Origin of the sequence: Alkalispirochaeta alkalica DSM 8900, from assembly GCF_000373545.1 — a bacterium.
GTDB classification, from domain to species: domain Bacteria; phylum Spirochaetota; class Spirochaetia; order DSM-27196; family Alkalispirochaetaceae; genus Alkalispirochaeta; species Alkalispirochaeta alkalica.
Genome location: NZ_KB891704.1, coordinates 24,147 through 42,017 on the forward strand (window position 1 = coordinate 24,147; position 17,871 = coordinate 42,017).

General features: G+C 62.4%; 16 protein-coding genes. 7 read left to right on the forward strand and 9 right to left on the reverse strand.

The window, feature by feature from the left end:
* The first annotated feature begins 24 nt into the window (after positions 1-24).
* The 5 genes from B071_RS0107440 to B071_RS16500 all read left to right on the forward strand — a co-directional run bounded on the left by B071_RS0107440 (position 25) and on the right by B071_RS16500 (position 5,858).
* A complete protein-coding gene (locus tag B071_RS0107440; RefSeq protein ID WP_018526476.1) occupies positions 25-621 on the forward strand; it encodes a TlpA disulfide reductase family protein in 597 nt (198 codons plus the stop codon).
* Entirely contained in the window at positions 611-1,621 is a 1,011-nt protein-coding gene (locus B071_RS16490; RefSeq protein WP_018526477.1) for a cytochrome c biogenesis CcdA family protein, read from the forward strand. Before B071_RS0107440 ends, B071_RS16490 begins: the two co-directional genes overlap by 11 nt.
* 84 nt (positions 1,622-1,705) lie before the next feature.
* On the forward strand, positions 1,706-3,502 hold the full coding sequence (locus B071_RS0107450; protein WP_018526478.1) for a glycoside hydrolase family 3 protein: 1,797 nt from the start codon (positions 1,706-1,708) through the stop codon (positions 3,500-3,502).
* A 320-nt stretch (positions 3,503-3,822) separates the two neighbouring features.
* Positions 3,823-4,377 carry a GNAT family N-acetyltransferase gene (locus B071_RS20475; RefSeq protein WP_438829632.1) on the forward strand — a complete coding sequence of 185 codons (555 nt, stop codon included), beginning with the start codon at positions 3,823-3,825 and terminating at the stop codon, positions 4,375-4,377.
* 2 nt (positions 4,378-4,379) lie between these two features.
* Positions 4,380-5,858, forward strand: a complete 1,479-nt coding sequence (locus B071_RS16500) for a glycogen synthase (protein ID WP_018526480.1) — start codon at positions 4,380-4,382, stop codon at positions 5,856-5,858.
* A gap of 14 nt (positions 5,859-5,872) precedes the next feature.
* Here B071_RS16500 and B071_RS18395 read toward each other — a convergent pair whose 3' ends face one another.
* The gene (locus B071_RS18395) at positions 5,873-7,132 is read right to left on the reverse strand and encodes a ribonuclease H-like domain-containing protein (RefSeq protein ID WP_018526481.1); all 1,260 of its coding nucleotides are present in this window, start codon (positions 7,130-7,132) and stop codon (positions 5,873-5,875) included.
* Positions 7,125-9,413, reverse strand: a complete 2,289-nt coding sequence (locus tag B071_RS0107470) for a DEAD/DEAH box helicase (RefSeq protein WP_018526482.1) — start codon at positions 9,411-9,413, stop codon at positions 7,125-7,127. Before B071_RS0107470 ends, B071_RS18395 begins: the two co-directional genes overlap by 8 nt.
* 61 nt (positions 9,414-9,474) lie before the next feature.
* On the opposite strand from B071_RS0107470, the gene B071_RS0107475 reads away from it, so the two are divergent.
* Positions 9,475-10,752: a glucose-1-phosphate adenylyltransferase gene (locus B071_RS0107475; protein WP_026245074.1), complete on the forward strand. Its 1,278-nt coding sequence runs from the start codon at positions 9,475-9,477 to the stop codon at positions 10,750-10,752.
* Positions 10,753-10,791: 39 nt separating this feature from the next.
* On the opposite strand, the gene B071_RS0107480 is transcribed toward B071_RS0107475, so the two are convergent.
* The 7 genes from B071_RS0107480 to B071_RS19595 all read right to left on the reverse strand — a co-directional run bounded on the left by B071_RS0107480 (position 10,792) and on the right by B071_RS19595 (position 17,014).
* The gene (locus B071_RS0107480; protein WP_026245075.1) at positions 10,792-11,208 is read right to left on the reverse strand and encodes a Fur family transcriptional regulator; all 417 of its coding nucleotides are present in this window, start codon (positions 11,206-11,208) and stop codon (positions 10,792-10,794) included.
* 78 nt (positions 11,209-11,286) lie between these two features.
* Positions 11,287-11,874 (reverse strand): ATP-binding protein, encoded by a 588-nt coding sequence (locus B071_RS16510; protein WP_083914620.1) that lies wholly within the window; start codon positions 11,872-11,874, stop codon positions 11,287-11,289.
* Between the two features lie 75 nt (positions 11,875-11,949).
* Entirely contained in the window at positions 11,950-13,470 is a 1,521-nt protein-coding gene (locus B071_RS0107490; RefSeq protein ID WP_438829628.1) for a monomeric [FeFe] hydrogenase, read from the reverse strand.
* The gene (locus B071_RS16515; protein ID WP_018526487.1) at positions 13,386-13,661 is read right to left on the reverse strand and encodes an NAD(P)H-dependent oxidoreductase subunit E; all 276 of its coding nucleotides are present in this window, start codon (positions 13,659-13,661) and stop codon (positions 13,386-13,388) included. The genes B071_RS0107490 and B071_RS16515 overlap by 85 nt, the downstream gene beginning before the upstream one ends.
* A gap of 141 nt (positions 13,662-13,802) precedes the next feature.
* Entirely contained in the window at positions 13,803-15,002 is a 1,200-nt protein-coding gene (locus B071_RS0107500; protein ID WP_438829629.1) for a SpoIIE family protein phosphatase, read from the reverse strand.
* Positions 14,971-16,701 (reverse strand): [Fe-Fe] hydrogenase large subunit C-terminal domain-containing protein, encoded by a 1,731-nt coding sequence (locus B071_RS0107505; protein ID WP_018526489.1) that lies wholly within the window; start codon positions 16,699-16,701, stop codon positions 14,971-14,973. The genes B071_RS0107500 and B071_RS0107505 overlap by 32 nt, the downstream gene beginning before the upstream one ends.
* The gene (locus B071_RS19595) at positions 16,694-17,014 is read right to left on the reverse strand and encodes a (2Fe-2S) ferredoxin domain-containing protein (RefSeq protein WP_018526490.1); all 321 of its coding nucleotides are present in this window, start codon (positions 17,012-17,014) and stop codon (positions 16,694-16,696) included. The genes B071_RS0107505 and B071_RS19595 overlap by 8 nt, the downstream gene beginning before the upstream one ends.
* 487 nt (positions 17,015-17,501) lie before the next feature.
* On the opposite strand from B071_RS19595, the gene B071_RS0107515 reads away from it, so the two are divergent.
* Positions 17,502-17,870, forward strand: a complete 369-nt coding sequence (locus tag B071_RS0107515) for an SH3 domain-containing protein (RefSeq protein WP_018526491.1) — start codon at positions 17,502-17,504, stop codon at positions 17,868-17,870.
* Position 17,871: the final 1 nt, after the last annotated feature.

Here is a 17,871-nt window from a genome sequence, read left to right on the forward strand (position 1 = left end):
ATGACAACTGCATATAGAAAAACCATGACATTTCAAAAGATCCTCCCGGGCCACCCCACAGCGGCTCTGGTTCTTTTCCTTCTCCTCTTCATCTCCCTCGCCGCAGGTGCCCAGGTCCCCCCCGGGGTCCGGACAGAACAACGGGAACTGCTCTCTGCCCTGGGACTCACCAGTCCGGCGCGACGAATCGAGGCGACCGATTTCACGGCGCCCCTTCTCTCGGGCGGAGAGACAACCCTGAGCGAGCACCGGCCGAATCTGGTAATTCTCAATTTCTGGGCCACCTGGTGCCCTCCATGCCGGATCGAGAAACCGGCCCTGGAGCGGTTGCACCGGGAATTCCGGGGCGAAGGAGTAAGGATTCTCTCGGTTAATATGCAGGAAACTCCCCTCCGGGTACGTCGCTACGTGAGCGAGACGGGGACAACCTTCCCCGTGGTGATGGATTCCTCGGGCAGGATCTCCGCTACCTACGGAATCCGGAGCATCCCCACTTCCTATCTGATCTCTTCGGAGGGAACGGTCCTCGCCGTGGCCCAGGGCGCTTTTGACTGGTCGTCGCCCCGGGTAATGGAGACCTTCCGCGAAGTTCTGGCCCTGGAAGAGGCCCATGGTCGGTGACCTCTCCCTGGCAGCCGCCACGGCAACGGCCCTGGCAGCGGGCTTTGTCTCCTTTCTCTCGCCCTGCGTCTTCCCTCTGGTTCCGAGTTACCTGAGCTTCATCAGCGGGTCGAGTTTCTCCGACCTTTCCCGGGGAGCGACGGCGACCTCCCTGATCCTGACCAGAACCATCGCCTTTGTCCTGGGATTTTCTGCGGTCTTTGTCTCATTGGGGATACTCTTCTCGGGGCCCACCATCATCTTTGCCACGGCCTTGCCCTGGATCAACCTGGTGGCGGGGGCGGTGCTGGTCTTCTTCGGCGTCACCCTGATCTTCAGCCTCCCCCTCTTTCTGGAGCGGCTTCTTCCCCGGAGGCTGCGGCAACCTCCGGCAAAACCCGCGTCAGCGGGGGGATCTCTTCTGGCGGGGGCCGCCTTCGGCGCGGGGTGGACACCCTGCATCGGCCCCCTCCTGGGGTCCATTCTCTTTCTTGCCGGGTCCGGCGGCGATCCCGCCAGGGCGGCCCTCCTTCTGGGAGCGTACTCGCTGGGGCTGGGCCTTCCCTTTATCGCCGGGGGGATGATGTTCTCCCGTCTGGTCACGAGGGCTCGCGGAATGAGCCCCCACCTGGGGAAGATTCGCCGGACCAGCGGCTTTCTTCTGGTTGTTCTGGGTATACTTATCGGTCGCGGGCAGTTTCAGCAGATCAACGCGACCATTCTTTCGGCGGGATTCCGTCTGCACCAGTGGGGACTCGAAACTCCCCAGGAGGCACAGCGGATTTTCTCGCTGGGGCTGCTTCTGCTGGCGCTTCTCTGCCTTCTTCCCCTGGTGGCAGCCTCTATGCGGGCCCGCCGCCGGGAGGATGATCCTGCGCCGAGGCGAAGGGTGCCAGGCCGGTTCGCGCTGGTTTCGGCAGGGCTGGCCCTGATACTGTTCGCGACAGCGGGGCTCCAGGCCGCGGGGATCCTTCAGGCTGAACTTCTCCTGAGCCGGTGGCTGCTCTTTCAGGGGCTCTGACCTGCGGGGCTCTGATCTGCAGGGCGCTGAACACGCCCCCGGGGGGATAGCCCGGAGAGAGCGAATCTGCTATCTTTTCTGACCATGCACCGGATTCCCCTGGCAATTCCTGCCCTCGTTGCGGCCCTGGTCCTCCTTGTCTCGCTCCCTGCCCAGAGCAGGCACTATACCGCACGAAATATCGAGCCCCGGGATCAGGAATCCCCCGCCGTAACGGGGGGTCGCTTCTGGGATCTGCCCCCCGGGGAACTCCAGGGGCTGCGCTGGCCCGCCTCGTCCGAAGCGATCGAACACCACGTGGAGCACCTGCTGGCCTCCATGTCCGACGAGGAGCGGGTGGCCCAGATCCTTATGCTCACCTGGAGCGGCGAGGAACCAAACGAGGAGTTCCTCCGGTGGATCACCGAACGCAACCTCGGAGGCGTCAAGATTTTCGGCTGGAACGCCGAGAACCTGGTCACCCTGACCAACACCCTCACGGCGATGCAGCGCAAGAGCATAGCCACCAGCAACGGAATCCCCCTCTTCACCGCTACCGATCAGGAGGGGGGCTGGGTCCGGCACATCAGGGGTGAGACCCTGATCACCCCGGGCAACATGGCCATCGGCGCATCGGGGCTGCCCTACGACGCCATGATGAGCTCCCGCTACATTGGGCAGGAGCTGCGTGCCCTGGGGGTCAACATGAACTTTGCCCCCACGGTGGATGTCTATATCAACCCCGAAGCCCACGTGATCGGCCCCCGGGCCTTCTCCAACGACGCATCCCAAACGGGGTTGCTGGGCCTTGCCTTCTTCCGGGGACACGAACAGAGCGGCGTGATCGCCACGGCAAAACACTTTCCGGGCCACGGGAACGCCACGGGCGACAGTCACGGCGTCCTGCCGGTCCTCAAGGATTCCTTCGAGACCCTCTGGGACCGGGATCTTCTCCCCTTCAGGATGCTCATTCGCGAGGGAATTCCCGCGATTCTGGGCGGGCACCTGAGTTTCCCCGAGATATCCGGTGCAGAGACCCCGGCGAGCCTCTCGCGCTATTTCAACATTACCCTCTTGCGGGAAACCCTGGGCTTCGAGGGGATTGTTATTACCGACGACATGTATATGGGCGGGGCCCTGGTCTACGCCGAGCGTCAGGGCTGGACCTTTGCAGAACTGATCAAGCAGGCCATTCTTGCGGGGAACGACAGCGTGATGCTCTCCAGAACTCCCGCCTTCGACGGCCTGATCTGGCGAACCCTCCTGGAAGCGTATCGGGAGGAACCCGAGTTTCGCCGCCGCGTGGACGAATCGGTTCGCCGAACCCTGCGCGTCAAGATCGCCTACCTGATTCCCGAGTGGCGTGTCCCCCTCTTTCCCGATGCCTCTATCGTGCAAGAGTTTGTCCGGATTCCCGAAGCCCGGACCTTCTTTCTGGACCAGGCCGGACGGAGCATCACCATGATCCGCGATACCGACCTGCCCCATCCCCACCAGCAGGGAGAGCGAGTACTCCTGGCGGGCCGGGGTGCCACCTTTTTCGCCGTGGGCCGGGAGTTCTTTCCGGGAGCCGACGAGCTTCGGTTTCAGGGCAGCAATTTCTACACATCTTTGGCCGAGGACCGGCACCGCTGGGCCGCTGCGATGGACCGCTACGATACGGTGATCTTCCTTCTGAGCGACCCCAACACGCTGGAAATACTCCAGTCGGCCCGACCCCAAAACGCCAAGGTCATCGTCTACAGCGTACTCACGCCGATTTACCTGGGAGCGCTCCCCTGGGTGGAGAACGCCATCGCCGTCTACGGCTGGGCCAGAGAAAGCTTCGAAGCGGGCTTCAGCGTTATCCAGGGTCACTATGAGCCCCGGGGATCGCTGCCGCTCCTGCTGAACTACCCCTGAAGGAGCCACCGGCCATGAGAAGCGGCGGAGCCCGCGCCCTCTGGAAGATCATCGCCTCCCCCGGCTCGCCTCCACTGACATCGTATCTGGCGCACCACGAGCCCCTCGCTACCGTTCTGAGCGATCGCCTCCTCAACTTCCCCCTGGACCGCCGTCTCCACGGCGGAGGGCGCGTTCATTTCCGGGAAGACTCGGGCGCGGTCTACCAGGGCCCGGGAGGGTTCTTTGCCCCCCTCTTTCCGGGGGATACCCCCGGCACGCCCCTTGTCATGGCATCCCTCAGACGGAGTTTTGGTGCCTTCCTGCGCCCCCGCACGGTGATGGGGAGCGAACCCCAGGTGGAAATTCTGGCAACGCTTCTGGGAACACCTCCCCGGATATCGGTGAACTACGATCTTCTGGCCCTCGCCTGCCGGGATTACCCCGGCCGCATCGCCCCACCCCGGGATCTGGAGATCCGCACTCCCCGGCCCGACCAGTGGCGCGATCTCCTTCAGCTCCAGATCGCCTACGAGATAGAGGAGGTCCTGCTTCCGGGGACCCGCCCCGCGCCGGAGCACAGCAAGGCCTCCCTGATCGACAGCCTGCGGTGCCAGAAGGTTCTGGTCGCGGTCTTCCGGGGAGAGATTATCGGCCGGGTCGCCACCAACGCCCGGGGGATGAAGACCGACCAGATCGGCGGTGTCTATACCGTTCCCTCCTGGCGCGGACGCGGAATCGCCCGCCTCCTGATGACCCACCTGCTGGCCGATCTGGCCCGGGAGGGCCGGAGGGCATCGCTTTTTGTAAAAAAGNACAATATCCCGGCCCGAAGACTCTATCGGGGTCTGAATTTTTCGTTTGTATCTCCCTATCGAATCAGTTATTATCGCTGACCGTGCATATTCTTTTTGTAACCAGCGAAGTTCATCCTCTGGCAAAATCGGGGGGCCTGGCAGACGCCGTGGCGTCCCTGGCAAAAACCCTGGCGTCCCGGGGAAACCGGGTATCCCTGGTGCTCCCCCGCTACGGGTCGATAGATTCCAAAACCTGGGAGAAACGGGAGATATCCCTGAAGGTCCCCCTGGGGGATCAGGAGATCCTCACGGGGTGCTTTTACCGCAGGCAGGAGGGACTGGACCTCTACGCGCTGGACCACCGGGACCTGCTCGGGCGCCCGGGAATTTACGGTCCCTCGCCCGCCGAGGCCTACGAAGACAACCTTCTGCGCTTTGCCCTCCTCTCCCGGGGGGCGCTGGAACTGGCTCTGGCCCTCGATCTTGAACCGGCGGTCATCCATACCCACGACTGGCCCACCGCCCTGGTCCCCATCTTTCACCGGCTCTTCTACCAGAATACCCCCCTGGGCAGGGCCCGAACGGTCTTTTCAATCCACAACTTCGGATACCAGGGGTGGGCGCCCCTGGAGCGGGCTCACGAGACGGGACTTTCCCGGGAAGAACTGGACCGGGCAGGTCTCTGCCACAACGGAGAGATCAACCTCGTCAGGGGGGCCCTGATCGCCGCCGATACCCTGGTTGCCGTGAGCCCCCGCTATGCCCGGGAGATCCAAACGCCGCCTTTCGGCTTCGGACTCCACCAGGAGGCGGCCCGCCAGGGGAACAAGCTCACGGGTATTCTGAACGGTATAGACCAGGACGAATGGAACCCCGAAACGGACACAGCCCTGCCTGCCCGTTACAGCCGGAAGGACCGCCGGGGTAAGGCGCTCTGCAAGGAGGCGCTTCAGATAGAGTTCGGATTGCCCCCGGAACCGGGGGTCCCCCTGGTGGGAATGGTTACACGCCTGACGGAGCAAAAGGGGATCGGCGCGCTCTTTGGAAGCGGGGGGGGAGAAGAGCCCGCGCTCCGGCGGATCTGCCGGGAACTGCCTGTTCAGGTGATCCTCATTGGGACGGGCGAGGTCTGGTGCCAGGAGGAGATTCTGCGCATGACCGGAGAGCTTCCCAACTTCTCGGCTCTCGTGGGATACAGCGAGGCCCTGGCACACCGGATTACCGCCGGAAGCGATTTCTTTCTCATGCCCAGCACCTACGAACCCTGCGGCCTGAACCAGCTCTACGCCCTGCGCTACGGCACCATTCCCGTGGTGACCCCCACGGGAGGGCTGGCCGATACGGTAGATTGCCATACGGGCCTGCTGATCCGTCACTACTCGCCGGGAGGAATCGTTTCTGCCCTCCAGGAGGCGTGCCGCCTCTACCGGGAGGCCCCGCTCCGTCTGGAAGAGATGCGCGACACCGCCATGGCCCGGGACTTCGGGTGGAGCCGCTCAGCCCGGGACTACCAGAGCCTCTACGGCGCCATCACCGGCGAGACCGGCAGCGCCAGCTCCGCCGGAACCAGTCGGGAATGATCCCGGCCCCGGCTTCAGGTCTTCTGCTCCCCGAACCGCTCGATCTTCCGGCGCAGCCGGGCCGCCCGGTGTTCCAGATCGGGATCCCAGCCCCGGAGCTCCGCCGCTGTGATCACCACCTGCAGAGCCTGGCAGAATCGCCCCTGGCGGTGTTCCAGAAACTTGGCCAGGGCCACGGCATCACCCCTGCTCCCACGCTGCCGGTAGAGCAGCCACAGGGCGGACTCCAGCGCTGACCAGTCCTGGCGGCTTCGGGCGATCAGGATCTGCAGATCAGCCAGCCCCTGCCCCAAGCTGCTGCACCGACCATCGGGAGAGGCCAGAAGATCCTGAACCCGTTCTGCTACCAGATCACGGTCGGCAGAACTCCCCCGCTCCCAGAGCAGGCGGAGCCGGGCTGCCTCGTCGGGACCCGAAACCGGCCCCGCAGGCCCCTCCCCGGCCCCGGGTGGCGGCGGGGAGAGGGAGAGAACCTCGTTCAGGTGCAGGGCCAGGAAAGCCAGATGCAGGATGTCGTAGACGTGGTGCGCCAGAACGGATGAAATTACCCGGGGGTCGCCCCTGCGGAGATACTCCTGATAGCGCTCGGGGACCTGACTCCCGGGAATATCCTCGTGACGGCGCAGACCGAGCACGGCCTCCTCCACCAGAGAGAGACGGCAGGAACCGATCACGGGGGAGAACAGACGCCGCGTGACCGGGAGAAGGTCCAGATGACGGTCCTCGGGCAGAACCCTTCTGGTCATGATCGCCCTGGTACGAAGCACAGGGATATCGAAGGAAGCTCCGTTATAGGTGACGTAGCAGGGACTCTCTCCCAGAAGGCGGTGAAGCTCCCCGACATAGCCTCCTTCGGCTCCCAGGTCGGCCAGAAACAGTTGCTCCACCCGCAGCCGGGGAGCACTGCCTCCTGGATCCCCCCCCTCGAACCGGCCCACCCCCACAAGAAAGGCAACGCTCCCGGAACCTCCCGAGAGCCCGCTGGTCTCCACATCCAGAAACAGGGGAAGACAGGTCTCTCCTGCCCGGAAAACCGGGGAGAGACCGCCCCATACCCCGCCAGGGGAAATCTGGTGCGCGTACCTCCGGGGGAGAGCCTCCGAAAGCGAACGGTAATAGACTCCGGGCGACCGCTCCTGCCACTCCGGCCCCGGGGGAACGACCCGAGGGACCCCGGCGGAAGCTGACCTGGCTACAGCAGAGCCCCCCGATGACCCGGCCCCCCGCCGTTGCTGTTCCCGGATGCGCCGGAGCCGTTCGTAGAGATCAGCCACAAAGCCACCGCTCCAGCAGGACCTTCACGGCCTGGCGGGGATTCCCCTCCCACCCCTCCTGGGGATCCAGGGGGCCTACACAGGAGGGACACCCCGAAGAGCACCCGCAGGCCGAGACGCGCTCCAGGGCAGCCGAAAGAAGACGGGGGAACCCGTCGGCTATCCCCTGGGCCAGACCGCTTCCCCCGGGATAGCGGTCGTAGAAGAAGATCGCCGCCACGCCAAAATGGGGATCCCTCGGGGTAGCGTGAACCCCCATATCCTGAAGCGAAGCCATAAGAAAGACCGGCGCCACCGCCCGAATCATCCTGGCCAGACGCAGAAGCAGGGCGGCCCGCGCCTCGGGGGGGAACTCCTCCAGAAGTCCCTCCAGGGGATGCCCCGGAAGAAGGGGAATCAGCACGGCCCGGGTATGCATCTGCTCCTCGGGCAGAAAAATATCGCCGTAGCCCACGTTCTCGTGAGTTCCCAGGCGAATTTTCTTGAACTTCGATGCCACGCTCCGTACCAGCACATCCCCCAGAAGCACCGTTCCTCCGGTCCCGGCACACGCCTCATCGCGGGAGAGCACCTTGAGATCCACCTTGACCAGGGCGTCGGTAAAGTATTCTGCCTGGTGCTGCTCGACCAGACACGTGCGGTTCTCCACATCCAGCCGCTGCACCAGGTACTGGGTCCCCCGGTGAAAATAGACGGCCCTGTCGAAGAGCAACTCCTTGGCCGAAGGCCGGTCCATCTCACCGATCACCTGGTTCTGGCCACCCGTCGTATCGATGATCACCACGTTATCGCTGGAAGCGCTCCGGAGACTGACCCCCTCGGCGGGATAGCTCTGATCGGACCAGTGCCAGGCGCCTCCGGTCCAGCGAATAACACCGGACTCCTCCAGGAGAACCACAAAGTCCCCCGCCGACTGGACCAGCTGCTCTCCGGGATCCAGAGGCAGCTCGAAGGCCGCGCACTTGAGTTGATCCATAAGAACGTAGGGGTTATCGGGGTTGACCCAGGCCGATTCGGGGGAGCGCCCGAAAAAATAATCGGGATGCTCCACCACGTATTGATCCACGGGAGCCGCGCTCGCCACCAGCACCGCCAGGGAAGGTTCCTGACGCCGCCCAGCGCGCCCCGCCTGCTGTAACGCCGCAGCCACCGTCCCGGGAAACCCTCCCAGGATGGATACATCCAGCCCGCCGATATCGATACCCAGCTCCAGGGCGTTGGTGGAGACCACCCCCTGGATAGATCCATCCCGGAGCCCCCGCTCGATCTCCCGCCGTTCCGAGGGCAGATACCCGCCCCGATAGGACTCGATTCTGACCCCTCCGTTACGGGTGAAGAAATTTGCAAGCCCCCGCCGGATGTAATCAGCCACAAGCTCCGTATTCTGCCTGGACCTGGTAAAGACGATCGTCTTCACTCCCTTCCTGAGAAACCGCAGAGCCAGTCCCGTCGATGCCTGGACCACACCCTGGCGAATCCCCTGAAGGGAATCCACCAGGGGTGGGTTGTAGAGCACAAGATGCTTCTCTCCCCGGGGCGCTCCGTTTGTATCGACCAGTTCCAGGGGCTCTCCGATCAGCGCCCGGGCAAGCTCCCGGGGATTCCCTATGGTGGCCGAACAGAGAATGAACTGCGGATCGGCTCCGTANAAACGGGCCACCCGCTTGAGGCGGCGGATAACGTTCGCCACGTGGGAGCCAAAAATCCCCCGGTAGATGTGGAGCTCGTCGATAACGATGTACCGCAGATTCTGGAAGAACTGCACCCACCTNGTATGGTTGGGAAGCACACCGGCGTGGAGCATATCGGGGTTTGTGATCACGATCCGTCCCCGACTGCGCAGGGAACTCCGGAGGGATCGGGGGGTATCNCCGTCGTAGGTCATGGCCGCCAGGGGAAGTCCCCCACCCTGGATCGTCTCATCGAGCTCTGCCTGCTGGTCCTGGCTCAGCGCCTTGGTAGGAAACAGGTAGAGGGCCCGGGCCGAGGAGTCTGTCAGAAGAGTATCGAGAACGGGCAAATTGTAGGTCAGGGTCTTTCCCGACGCCGTGGGAGTCACCACAACCACATTCTTCCCGGCCTGCACGTGAGACCAGGCCTCTGCCTGGTGCGAGTAGAGCTCCCCGATCCCCCGNTTCAGGAGCGCAGCCTTCAGGCGGGGATCCAGCGACACCGGAAGAGGAACGGTAACCCCCTCCGTTGCAGGNAGCCGCTCCCAGTGGGAGACAAAACGCANAAAGGAAGTGTCANTTTCCAAACCTTCAATTAATCCACTCATCATGACAGNCAGAATTGTATCACCTTTCCTTGACCCCGTTCACTAGTGCCCCTACAATCAAATCATGCATGACGTACTGACAATTGTAATGGGCGGCGGCAAGGGAACACGACTTTATCCTCTCACGGCAGACAGGGCGAAACCTGCCGTTCCCTTCGGAGCCAAGTATCGTCTGGTGGACATCCCCCTCTCCAACAGCATCGCGGCAAACTTCAAGAAGATCTACGTGCTCACGCAGTTCAATACAGCGTCATTGCACCTGCATATCGGGAACACCTATATTTTTGATTCCTTCACCAACGGCTTTGTGGAGGTCCTGGCAGCGGAGCAGACCTTTACCCACACCGGCTGGTACGAGGGGACAGCCGACGCGGTGCGGAAAAACCTCGTCCATTTCCGCACCCAGAAACCCACCCATTACATGATCCTCTCGGGGGACCAGCTCTACCGNATGGATCTGCGGGGTTTTTTCGACGAACATATCCAGAGTGGCGCCGAGGCAAGCGTGGCCGTTCTGCCCGTGAACCGCAAGGACGCCACGGGCTTTGGAATTCTCACGGTGGACACCAAAAAACGGATCAAGAANTTCACCGAGAAGCCCCCCCTGGAAAAGGACATCACGGCGCTGAAGATCCCCAAAACCCTGGCAGCGCGCCTGCCCAACTACGAGGAGGGCAAGGATTATCTGGCCTCCATGGGTATCTATATCTTCAATGCCGAGACGATGGAAGCGGTCCTGGACAGCGATGAGGCCGACTTTGGAAAGGAAATCCTGCCCAACATGATCGGCAGCCGCCATGTGAACGCCTATTTCTTCAACGGCTTCTGGGAAGATATCGGAACTATCGAGAGCTTCTACAAAACAAGCCTCGATCTGGCCGACATCTACCCCGCCTTTAACCTCTACGACGAGNATATGCCTATCTACACCCGTCGCAGGGACCTGCCGCCCAGCAAGCTTAACTCCTGCACNATCTCNCANACCCTGGCCGCCGACGGGTGTATCATCACCGAGAGTTCCATCGCCCGCTCGGTTATCGGCATACGGACGATCATCGGCGAGGGGTGCACCCTGGAAGGTGTNGTCTGCATGGGTGCCGACTACTACGAAGAGCCAGGACCGGAACCTCTGGAAGANGGAANNCATGTTCCCCCCATCGGAATCGGCCGGGGGACGCGCATCAGGCAGGCGATCATCGACAAGAACGCCCGAATTGGGGAAGGTTGCTCCATCGGCTGGGACGGGATTCCCCCCGAGGGAGACTACGAGCGGTATTTTGTTCGTGACGGGATCATTATCGTGCCCAAGAACGGCGTGATTCCCGCAGGGACCGTGATCTAGAAGGACTGGAGAAGAGCGGGGCCTGTTACTGGNCGTCTGTTACTGGCCGTCGGGAGAGGGCGTTGCTTTCTTCCGGCAGGCCCGGCAGATACCGTGGAACTCTACNGTGGTACGGTGCAGGCGGTGTCCGCTGGCGTCGTCCACGAGGGAATCGAGCTGATCCTGGAGCGATCCCGGCACGGCCACGTCTTCTATGGCCCCGCACCGCTCGCACACAAAGTGATAGTGGGGTTTGCGGGCTGCTTCGTAGACATCGAAGGTGCTCCCGAAGGGGAGGCGGTTCACCTCGCCCTGGCGAACCAGAATGTTGAGGTTCCGGTAGACGTTGCCCAGACTGAGNGTAGGAAACTCCTCGCGAAGCTGGTCGTAGACCCAGCTCGCCGTAACGTGAATGCGCTCTTTCTCCAGGAGTTCCCGTATTCTGTCGCGCTGCCTGCTCTTTCTCACCTTCGCCACGATACCCTGCAATATATTTCACCCGCCCTGCAAGGTCAATCGGGAAGAACTACCGGGCTTTTCTGCCGTCACCAGGGGCTAGACCTCCCGGAGAGAGGCTTCCCAGTCCAGAAGGAGNTCCCTCGCCAGGAGGCGGTTCTCCACCAGGGCGATCTCCCCCAGCGTTTCTTCCAGCTCGGATCGGGAAAGCTCGTAGGACCTGATCTCCTGGTCCCCCTGCCCCTCCCCCTCGGCAGATGCTGCGGGTGCGCAGGAACGCTGGATGATCAGCTCGTAGTCGCCCTGATAACACATAAGATCTACGAAAAGTTCGGCCAGATCCCCCAGAGGGGGTGAGTCCACGTGGGCAGAATCCAGAAAAAAGGACAAGCGGGTTCCTCGCCCCTTCTCGGAGTGCAGGGAATACCCGCCGTCGGCTTGCTCGACCGTCTGCAAGAGAAAGGGCAGGCCCAGCCCCACCCGCCGGCCCGGGTGCTTTCCCGGTTCGGTGTAGAAGGGGTCCAGGGCAGACGCCTTCTGGGCATCGTCCATGCCGCACCCGTTATCCCGAATCTCCACGTGCCAGATACTCCCCCGGGCAGCCACAGAAAGCTCCACCAGCGACGATCCGGCCTCGATACTATTCTGGGCCAGGTCCAGAATCATGTGTGCAAGTGACCAGTGCATTCCCTCTTCTACCCCGTCCCCGCGAGTTTGTCCACCGCGATACTCCGGAAGACCCCGGGACGGAGGGAACCCGGGTCAGCCGGAAGCGGCCACCTGCTTTTTCAGTGCNCGCTCCGAGATTCGCGGCGCCACAACCGCACCGGGGCCGGCCACACACCCGCCCTCGCATACCATGACCTCCACAAAATTGCCGGGGCAGGACCCCTTGCACGCGAAGGAACGGAGCTGTTTCACGGCAGCGCGGTCAAGACCATCGATCGAAACCGGATTCAGGCCATCGCCAGCGCAGGCTTCCACAGCCGCCGTTACGCCACCGCTCACAGCAAACCCCCGTCCCCGGGCACTGGGCAGCAGCTCATCGGAGGAAGCCCCCTCGGGGCATTCCAGAACATCGATTCCCGCAGCAATCAGGAGAGCTCCCAGCTCCTCGAAGGTGATCACATAATCCACCGATTCTTCCCGCATTCCCTCCACCCGTTTGGCGATACAGGGTCCTGCAAAGACGGTGATGCTCCCGGGGCTCTCTGCTTTTGCTGCACGCGCTGTATACTGCAACGGCGTCGGGGTGTGCGACACAAAGGGCTTCATTTCGGGCAGGACTTTTTCCACAGCCTCCACGTAGGCGGGGCAGCAGGAGGTCGTCATAAAGGGCGCACCCTGGTNAAGGCGATCCAGGAGCTCCTCTGCCTCGTGCCGCGCCGTCTCGTCGGCACCGTGGGCAACCTCCCGAAGACCGGAGAAGCCGAGACGCTCCACAGCTGCCTGGAACTGCNCCGCTGTTCCGGGAAACTGGCCTGCCACGGAGGGGGCCGTCAGGAGAATCAGCGGGCTCCCTTCCTTCAGGTGGCGAATCACATCCACCATCTGCGAACGTTCGGCGATAGCGCCGAAGGGACAAGCCCGAAGACATTTCCCGCAGCTGATACACCTGGCGTGATCGATCTTTTCGCGCCCCGTGTCGGGGTCCTTGGTGATCGCGTCGGTGGGACAGGCCTCCTCGCAGGGAATCGGAACCTTGATGATCGCCGAATAGGCGCAGGCCTTCATGCAGAGCCCGCAGTTGATACAGCTCTCCGGGTTGATCCAGGCCCGACCACCCCGCATCTCTATGGCCCCCTTGGGGCAGGCGTGGATGCAACTCTGGGCAACACAGCCACGGCAGACGTCGGTGGCGGTATATCGTGTCTGAATACAGGCGCTACAGGCTTCGTCGATCAGCGTCAGAACCTCNCCCTCGGGCCTGCTGCGGGTGAACGCCTCATCGCCGTAGTCTCCCAGNGACCTGAGTTCATCGGTCTCCTTCTCCACGGAAAAGCCCAGCGCTGCCATACAGCGGTACCGGATCACAGCTCGATCCCGATAGAGACAGCACCGGCTGGGACTCTTGGTCCCGCGGGGACGCATGTCCAGGGGGATTCGGTCCAGCTCGGCACGATCATCGTTTTCCAGGAGCGCCCTGGCCGTACGGATCAGCACCTCCTTGCGCAGACGGTCGGCATTGTTGCTGCTTTTCATGAGGCCCCTCCCTCGTCGTCTGCCTCCCTCCGGCGGCGCAGAGCCTCCAGCACNGTCTCTACCGTTGCATCGGCTATACATTCATCGTCGACCGTTACAAAGGGGGCGCGTCCCCGGGAAGAATCCTCGCAGTACCCGAGACACCGTACCCCTTCCACTTCCACGAGGTCGCAGAGATCGGGGCCGATCTCCTCTTCCAGGCGAAGTAACTGGGTGGACCCCATNACGTAGCAGGCTGTTCCCATACAGATTTTGACTCGGTTCTTTTTCATGTTTTGATCCTCAGGTTTTGTTCACCGGGGCTTTTCCCCGGAAATTGATCCATAGACGACANTCTTCCCCGGAGCCTCGCCGATGCAGACCCCCTGTACNCGGCGATCCTCACTCGGGGTCCCCAACCTGCCCGGATGCACTCAGATATATTCGACATCGACCTTCTTGAAGTATCTGGTGTCCAGCACCGTGGCGATCCTCTTCATGAGACTTCGCCGGATCTCCAGCTCCACCGGGAGATTCGGATCCTGGTGAGCCTCGTTGATCTTTGTCCCCACCAGCAGATGGACCTCATCGGAATCCAGAAGGAGTTCCGCCATGCGCACAGCGGCGTTCTCGTGNTCGGGGCGATCACCCGTCTCGAGAAGCCGCAAGGTCTCGGTGAGCGTCAGAATACCTTCGGTCACCAGATCGATTCCCTCCATCACCGAGACGGGGGGGAGCCCTCCCTTGCGAAAGGTTCTCAGATCCATCCTCACATCGCGCCCCAGCTCGCGAGCTACCAGATCCGATGTGGTACCCCCGCTTACGATGCGCCGTCCGTCAAACCCCCCGATGAGGTTGGCATATTCGCGATCGCGGTCAGGGCTGAAGGGAGGACCCGACGCGAGCAGGAGCTTCCGGGGCTTGCGAAAATAGAGAACAGCGCAGGTGATGTCGTCCCCCGCCTCACGGCCCGGTTCTTTCTGCCGGGCCTGGGCGACCACATCCTGGGCAAGCTGACGGGCCGACCGGAAGGGATCGCCCGTGAGATGCCGCTCCAGCCATTCCACACACCCCGTCCGCCGCCACCCGAGCTTGTAGTGGCGACTGCCGAGACCGCTCTCGGTGACACCATCGCTGAAAAACACGATCCGGTCCTCGGGTTGCGCCTGAAAGATGTACTCCCGCATGAGNCGATAGTCTCCCTGTTTTCCCGGGACCTCGCGGTAGGGCACAGGAACCTCCCGGCCCCGGCGCACCAGAATGAAGGGCGGGTTCCCCTGCTCCACCATNCTGATACGGGCGTCGGGGCTGCAATCCACCACGGTGTAGGTGGCGTAGGCAATCTTCCGGACCTGGCAGACCGGGAGGGAGTTCATGATCACCTTGGCGTAATGGATAAAATCGGTATCACTCGCAGCAAAGCGCATCGCCATGTGGGCCGTCATGTTCGCCAGAACCCCCGCCTTTATTCCGCTGCCCAGTCCGTCCGAGAGAACAGCCAGGAGACGCCCGTTGCACCGGTCGCGCTGCATCAGAAANGCATCACCCGCTACATACTGTCCCGCCTTGTGGCACTGGGCAAACTCGAGTTCCATGAAGAGATCATTCATCTTCCGATCTCCCCCGCTCGCCATAGTCCTCGGCGATATTGCGCAGCAAAATCTCGGTGTCGGCCATGTGTTCGCCCAGCTTGCAGGCGATCTCCTGGACCGTGGCCATGTTTCGGTCGATCACCTCGCGGGCACGCTGTGCGATGTACTCCCTCCGCAACTCGCTGCGCGTCACATCCAGCACGATTCCCCCTACGGTCTGGTGGGGCTCGATAGGAAAAAGCGTCACGTTCAGCAGCCGGTCGCCGACACGCATCATGTCGCAGCGGTAATCCTCGTCCGTGGCCAGCACGCGCCGAAACAGATCCGCGAAAGGAACCAGCCGCTCCAGATTGGCCCCCTCCAGCCCGGGGCGCGCGTCGTAGACCATCATCGTGTCCGAACCGATCATGGCAGCAAAGTTCCGGTTGCATTCCACCACCTGGAGATTCGCGTCGGCGATCACAACCCCCGAAGGCATACACCGAAGGAGCGCATTGGCCTTACGCTGGGCCTTCTTTCGCAGAAAGGACAGGCACATGTCCGGTTCGGCACGCCCCTCGAGCATCGAGGCGGCAAACTCCCGGCAGGTATCGTACCCACAGCCTCCGCAGTTCAGCTCGTCTTCCCAGACGTACTTGCCCACCCGCTCCAGAGCGATCCGCAGGGACTGCTCGTCGGCCACAACGGAGAGAGGCACAGCCGGGCTGAAGGACTGTCCGATCGGAACAGGGTCAGCATCGACAGGCGCTGGAGCTCCCTGGAGCAGAAGAGACCTGTGACGTCGCCGGATCGCCTGTTCCTGCAGGAGCCGGGCCCTCTTCTTGTCCGACGAGGGGCCGTTGATGCACCCCCCCTCGCAGGCGAGCATCTCCAGAAAAACGGGGCGATCCATCCGGGAGGGATCNAGCCCCTTCAGGGTATGCCAGATCGAGTCGATCCCGCAGACAGCCACGCAGTCTACATCCTGGCAGGCACCCAGTTCGCGCAACGCCTCGATCATCCCCCCCGCCACGGGATAGACCGCCCCGCTCCGGCCGCTCTGCAACGCCGAATCGTCCATCCCGGGGGTATCCCTGAAAGAGACGCCCTCCTCTTTCATAAACTGCCGCAGCTCCCCGAAGGTCAGCGCTGCCTCGGGGTTCAGCGGGTCCGCATCGGCCTCTACCTTCTTGGCGATACACGGACCGATGAAAACAACACCGATGGACTCGTTGTGTTCTTTCCTGAGAATGTCACTGTGAGCGACCATGGGACTCCCCAGGGGTGTCAGGCAGGGGGCAAACTCGGGCATATACTTCCGGATGAAATCAACCGCTGCGGGGCAAGCCGTGGAGAGCGAGAGCGGCTGCGGAGGATCTCCCAGAAGATCGGCCAGAGCATGGGTAACACGGTCGGCCCCGATTGCCGTCTCTGCCGTCCCGGCAAAACCGAGTTCCTTCATGGCTGCGGCGAAGGCGCCGGGCCGCACCTCGGGGAACTCCGCCGCGTAGGAGGGCGCCACCGAGACCAGAACCCGTTCCCGCCGCGCCAGCAGGGCCCGAACGCGGCCAATATCGGAGCGAATCTTCTTGGCCCCGCCCGGACAGGCGTCCACACAGGTGCCACAGGCTACGCAGAGTTCGGGGACGATCGCAGCCCGTCCCTTTTCTACGCGGATTGCCTTTACGGGGCAGCTACGGAGACAGCGACAGCAATCCTGACAGTTTGTCTCTGCCGTGTAGACGGCGTACTGCTTATTCATGGTCACCACCGGCCGGGTCGGCGGCACCGGTTCCACCTGCCACACCGGCCACACCTGCCACACCGGCCCGATCTGCTCCCTGGAGATCGTACTCGAGCAGGTCCCAGAGCATTCCCTCGTCCACGCCGTGATGCAACTGGCCGTTGATTTCCAGAACGGGACCGGTGGAGCACTCCCCGCGGCACCGGCATCCGGCCAGATCAATTCTCCCCGTCAGGCCCTGTTCCTCCTGCCACCGTTCGATCCTCTCCAGGTGTGCACCGTTCCCGCGGGCGAAGCAGGAACTGCCCAGGCAAATTGTTATGTTATTCATCCTGTCCTCTCTTGCCGCATCGATTATCCTGATGCCCCGATGACGTACCCGATTCGGCGGCGAGCCTGCTTTGGAGGTCCGCTTAGAGGCGTAGCCGCCCCGGGACAGCCTCCAGGCACTGCCGCTCGCATCTGGATCACAGGCCAGCCCGGGGGCTTCAACCTGATACGATCTCATGTAAAACCGGCAGATATAAGGTGATCTATTTCACGTGTTTTTGTCAATCGTTAATTTTAAAATAGCTTTTTTCAATTTTTATGTGAAACTCATCACTTTATTATACATTACGGTTTTCCCGGGCTCTTTTCAGCTCTCCCGGTCTTGCCGACGCACCCCTGGTATTGAGGCATTCCTGATCCAGCGAGGCCCCAGGGGGTTATGCGCGTGGTATACTGTAAACCACCACACAATACGCCCTGCGCGGAGCATCGGGAAGAACCGTTCCCCCCGGCAAGTGTGTATAGCCAGGGCCACGTCAGGAGGTATCGTGAATACCAGAATCTACCGGGTGATTACCCCCCACGAGACGGAGTTTGCCGACCCCATTACCTTCAAAACGGGCGCCACCCTGGAGGTGGGCGAAGAGTCAGAGGGCTACCAGGGGTGGGAAAACTGGTTTTTCTGCGCGACCCCCGGCCAGGAGCCAGGCTGGGTACCCGGCCAGATCATCGAACGCGGCGAGGGTTCAACCGGCCGTGCCCTTGAGGACTACACGGCCCGGGAACTGAACGTTCACAGGGGGGAAAAGGTGGCGGGATCTCGAATCCTGAACGGCTGGCTCTGGTGCGAACGCTGCGACGAACCAGGAACCGTCGGATGGGTGCCGCTGCAAAACCTCGAGGAAATCCCGGAATAAT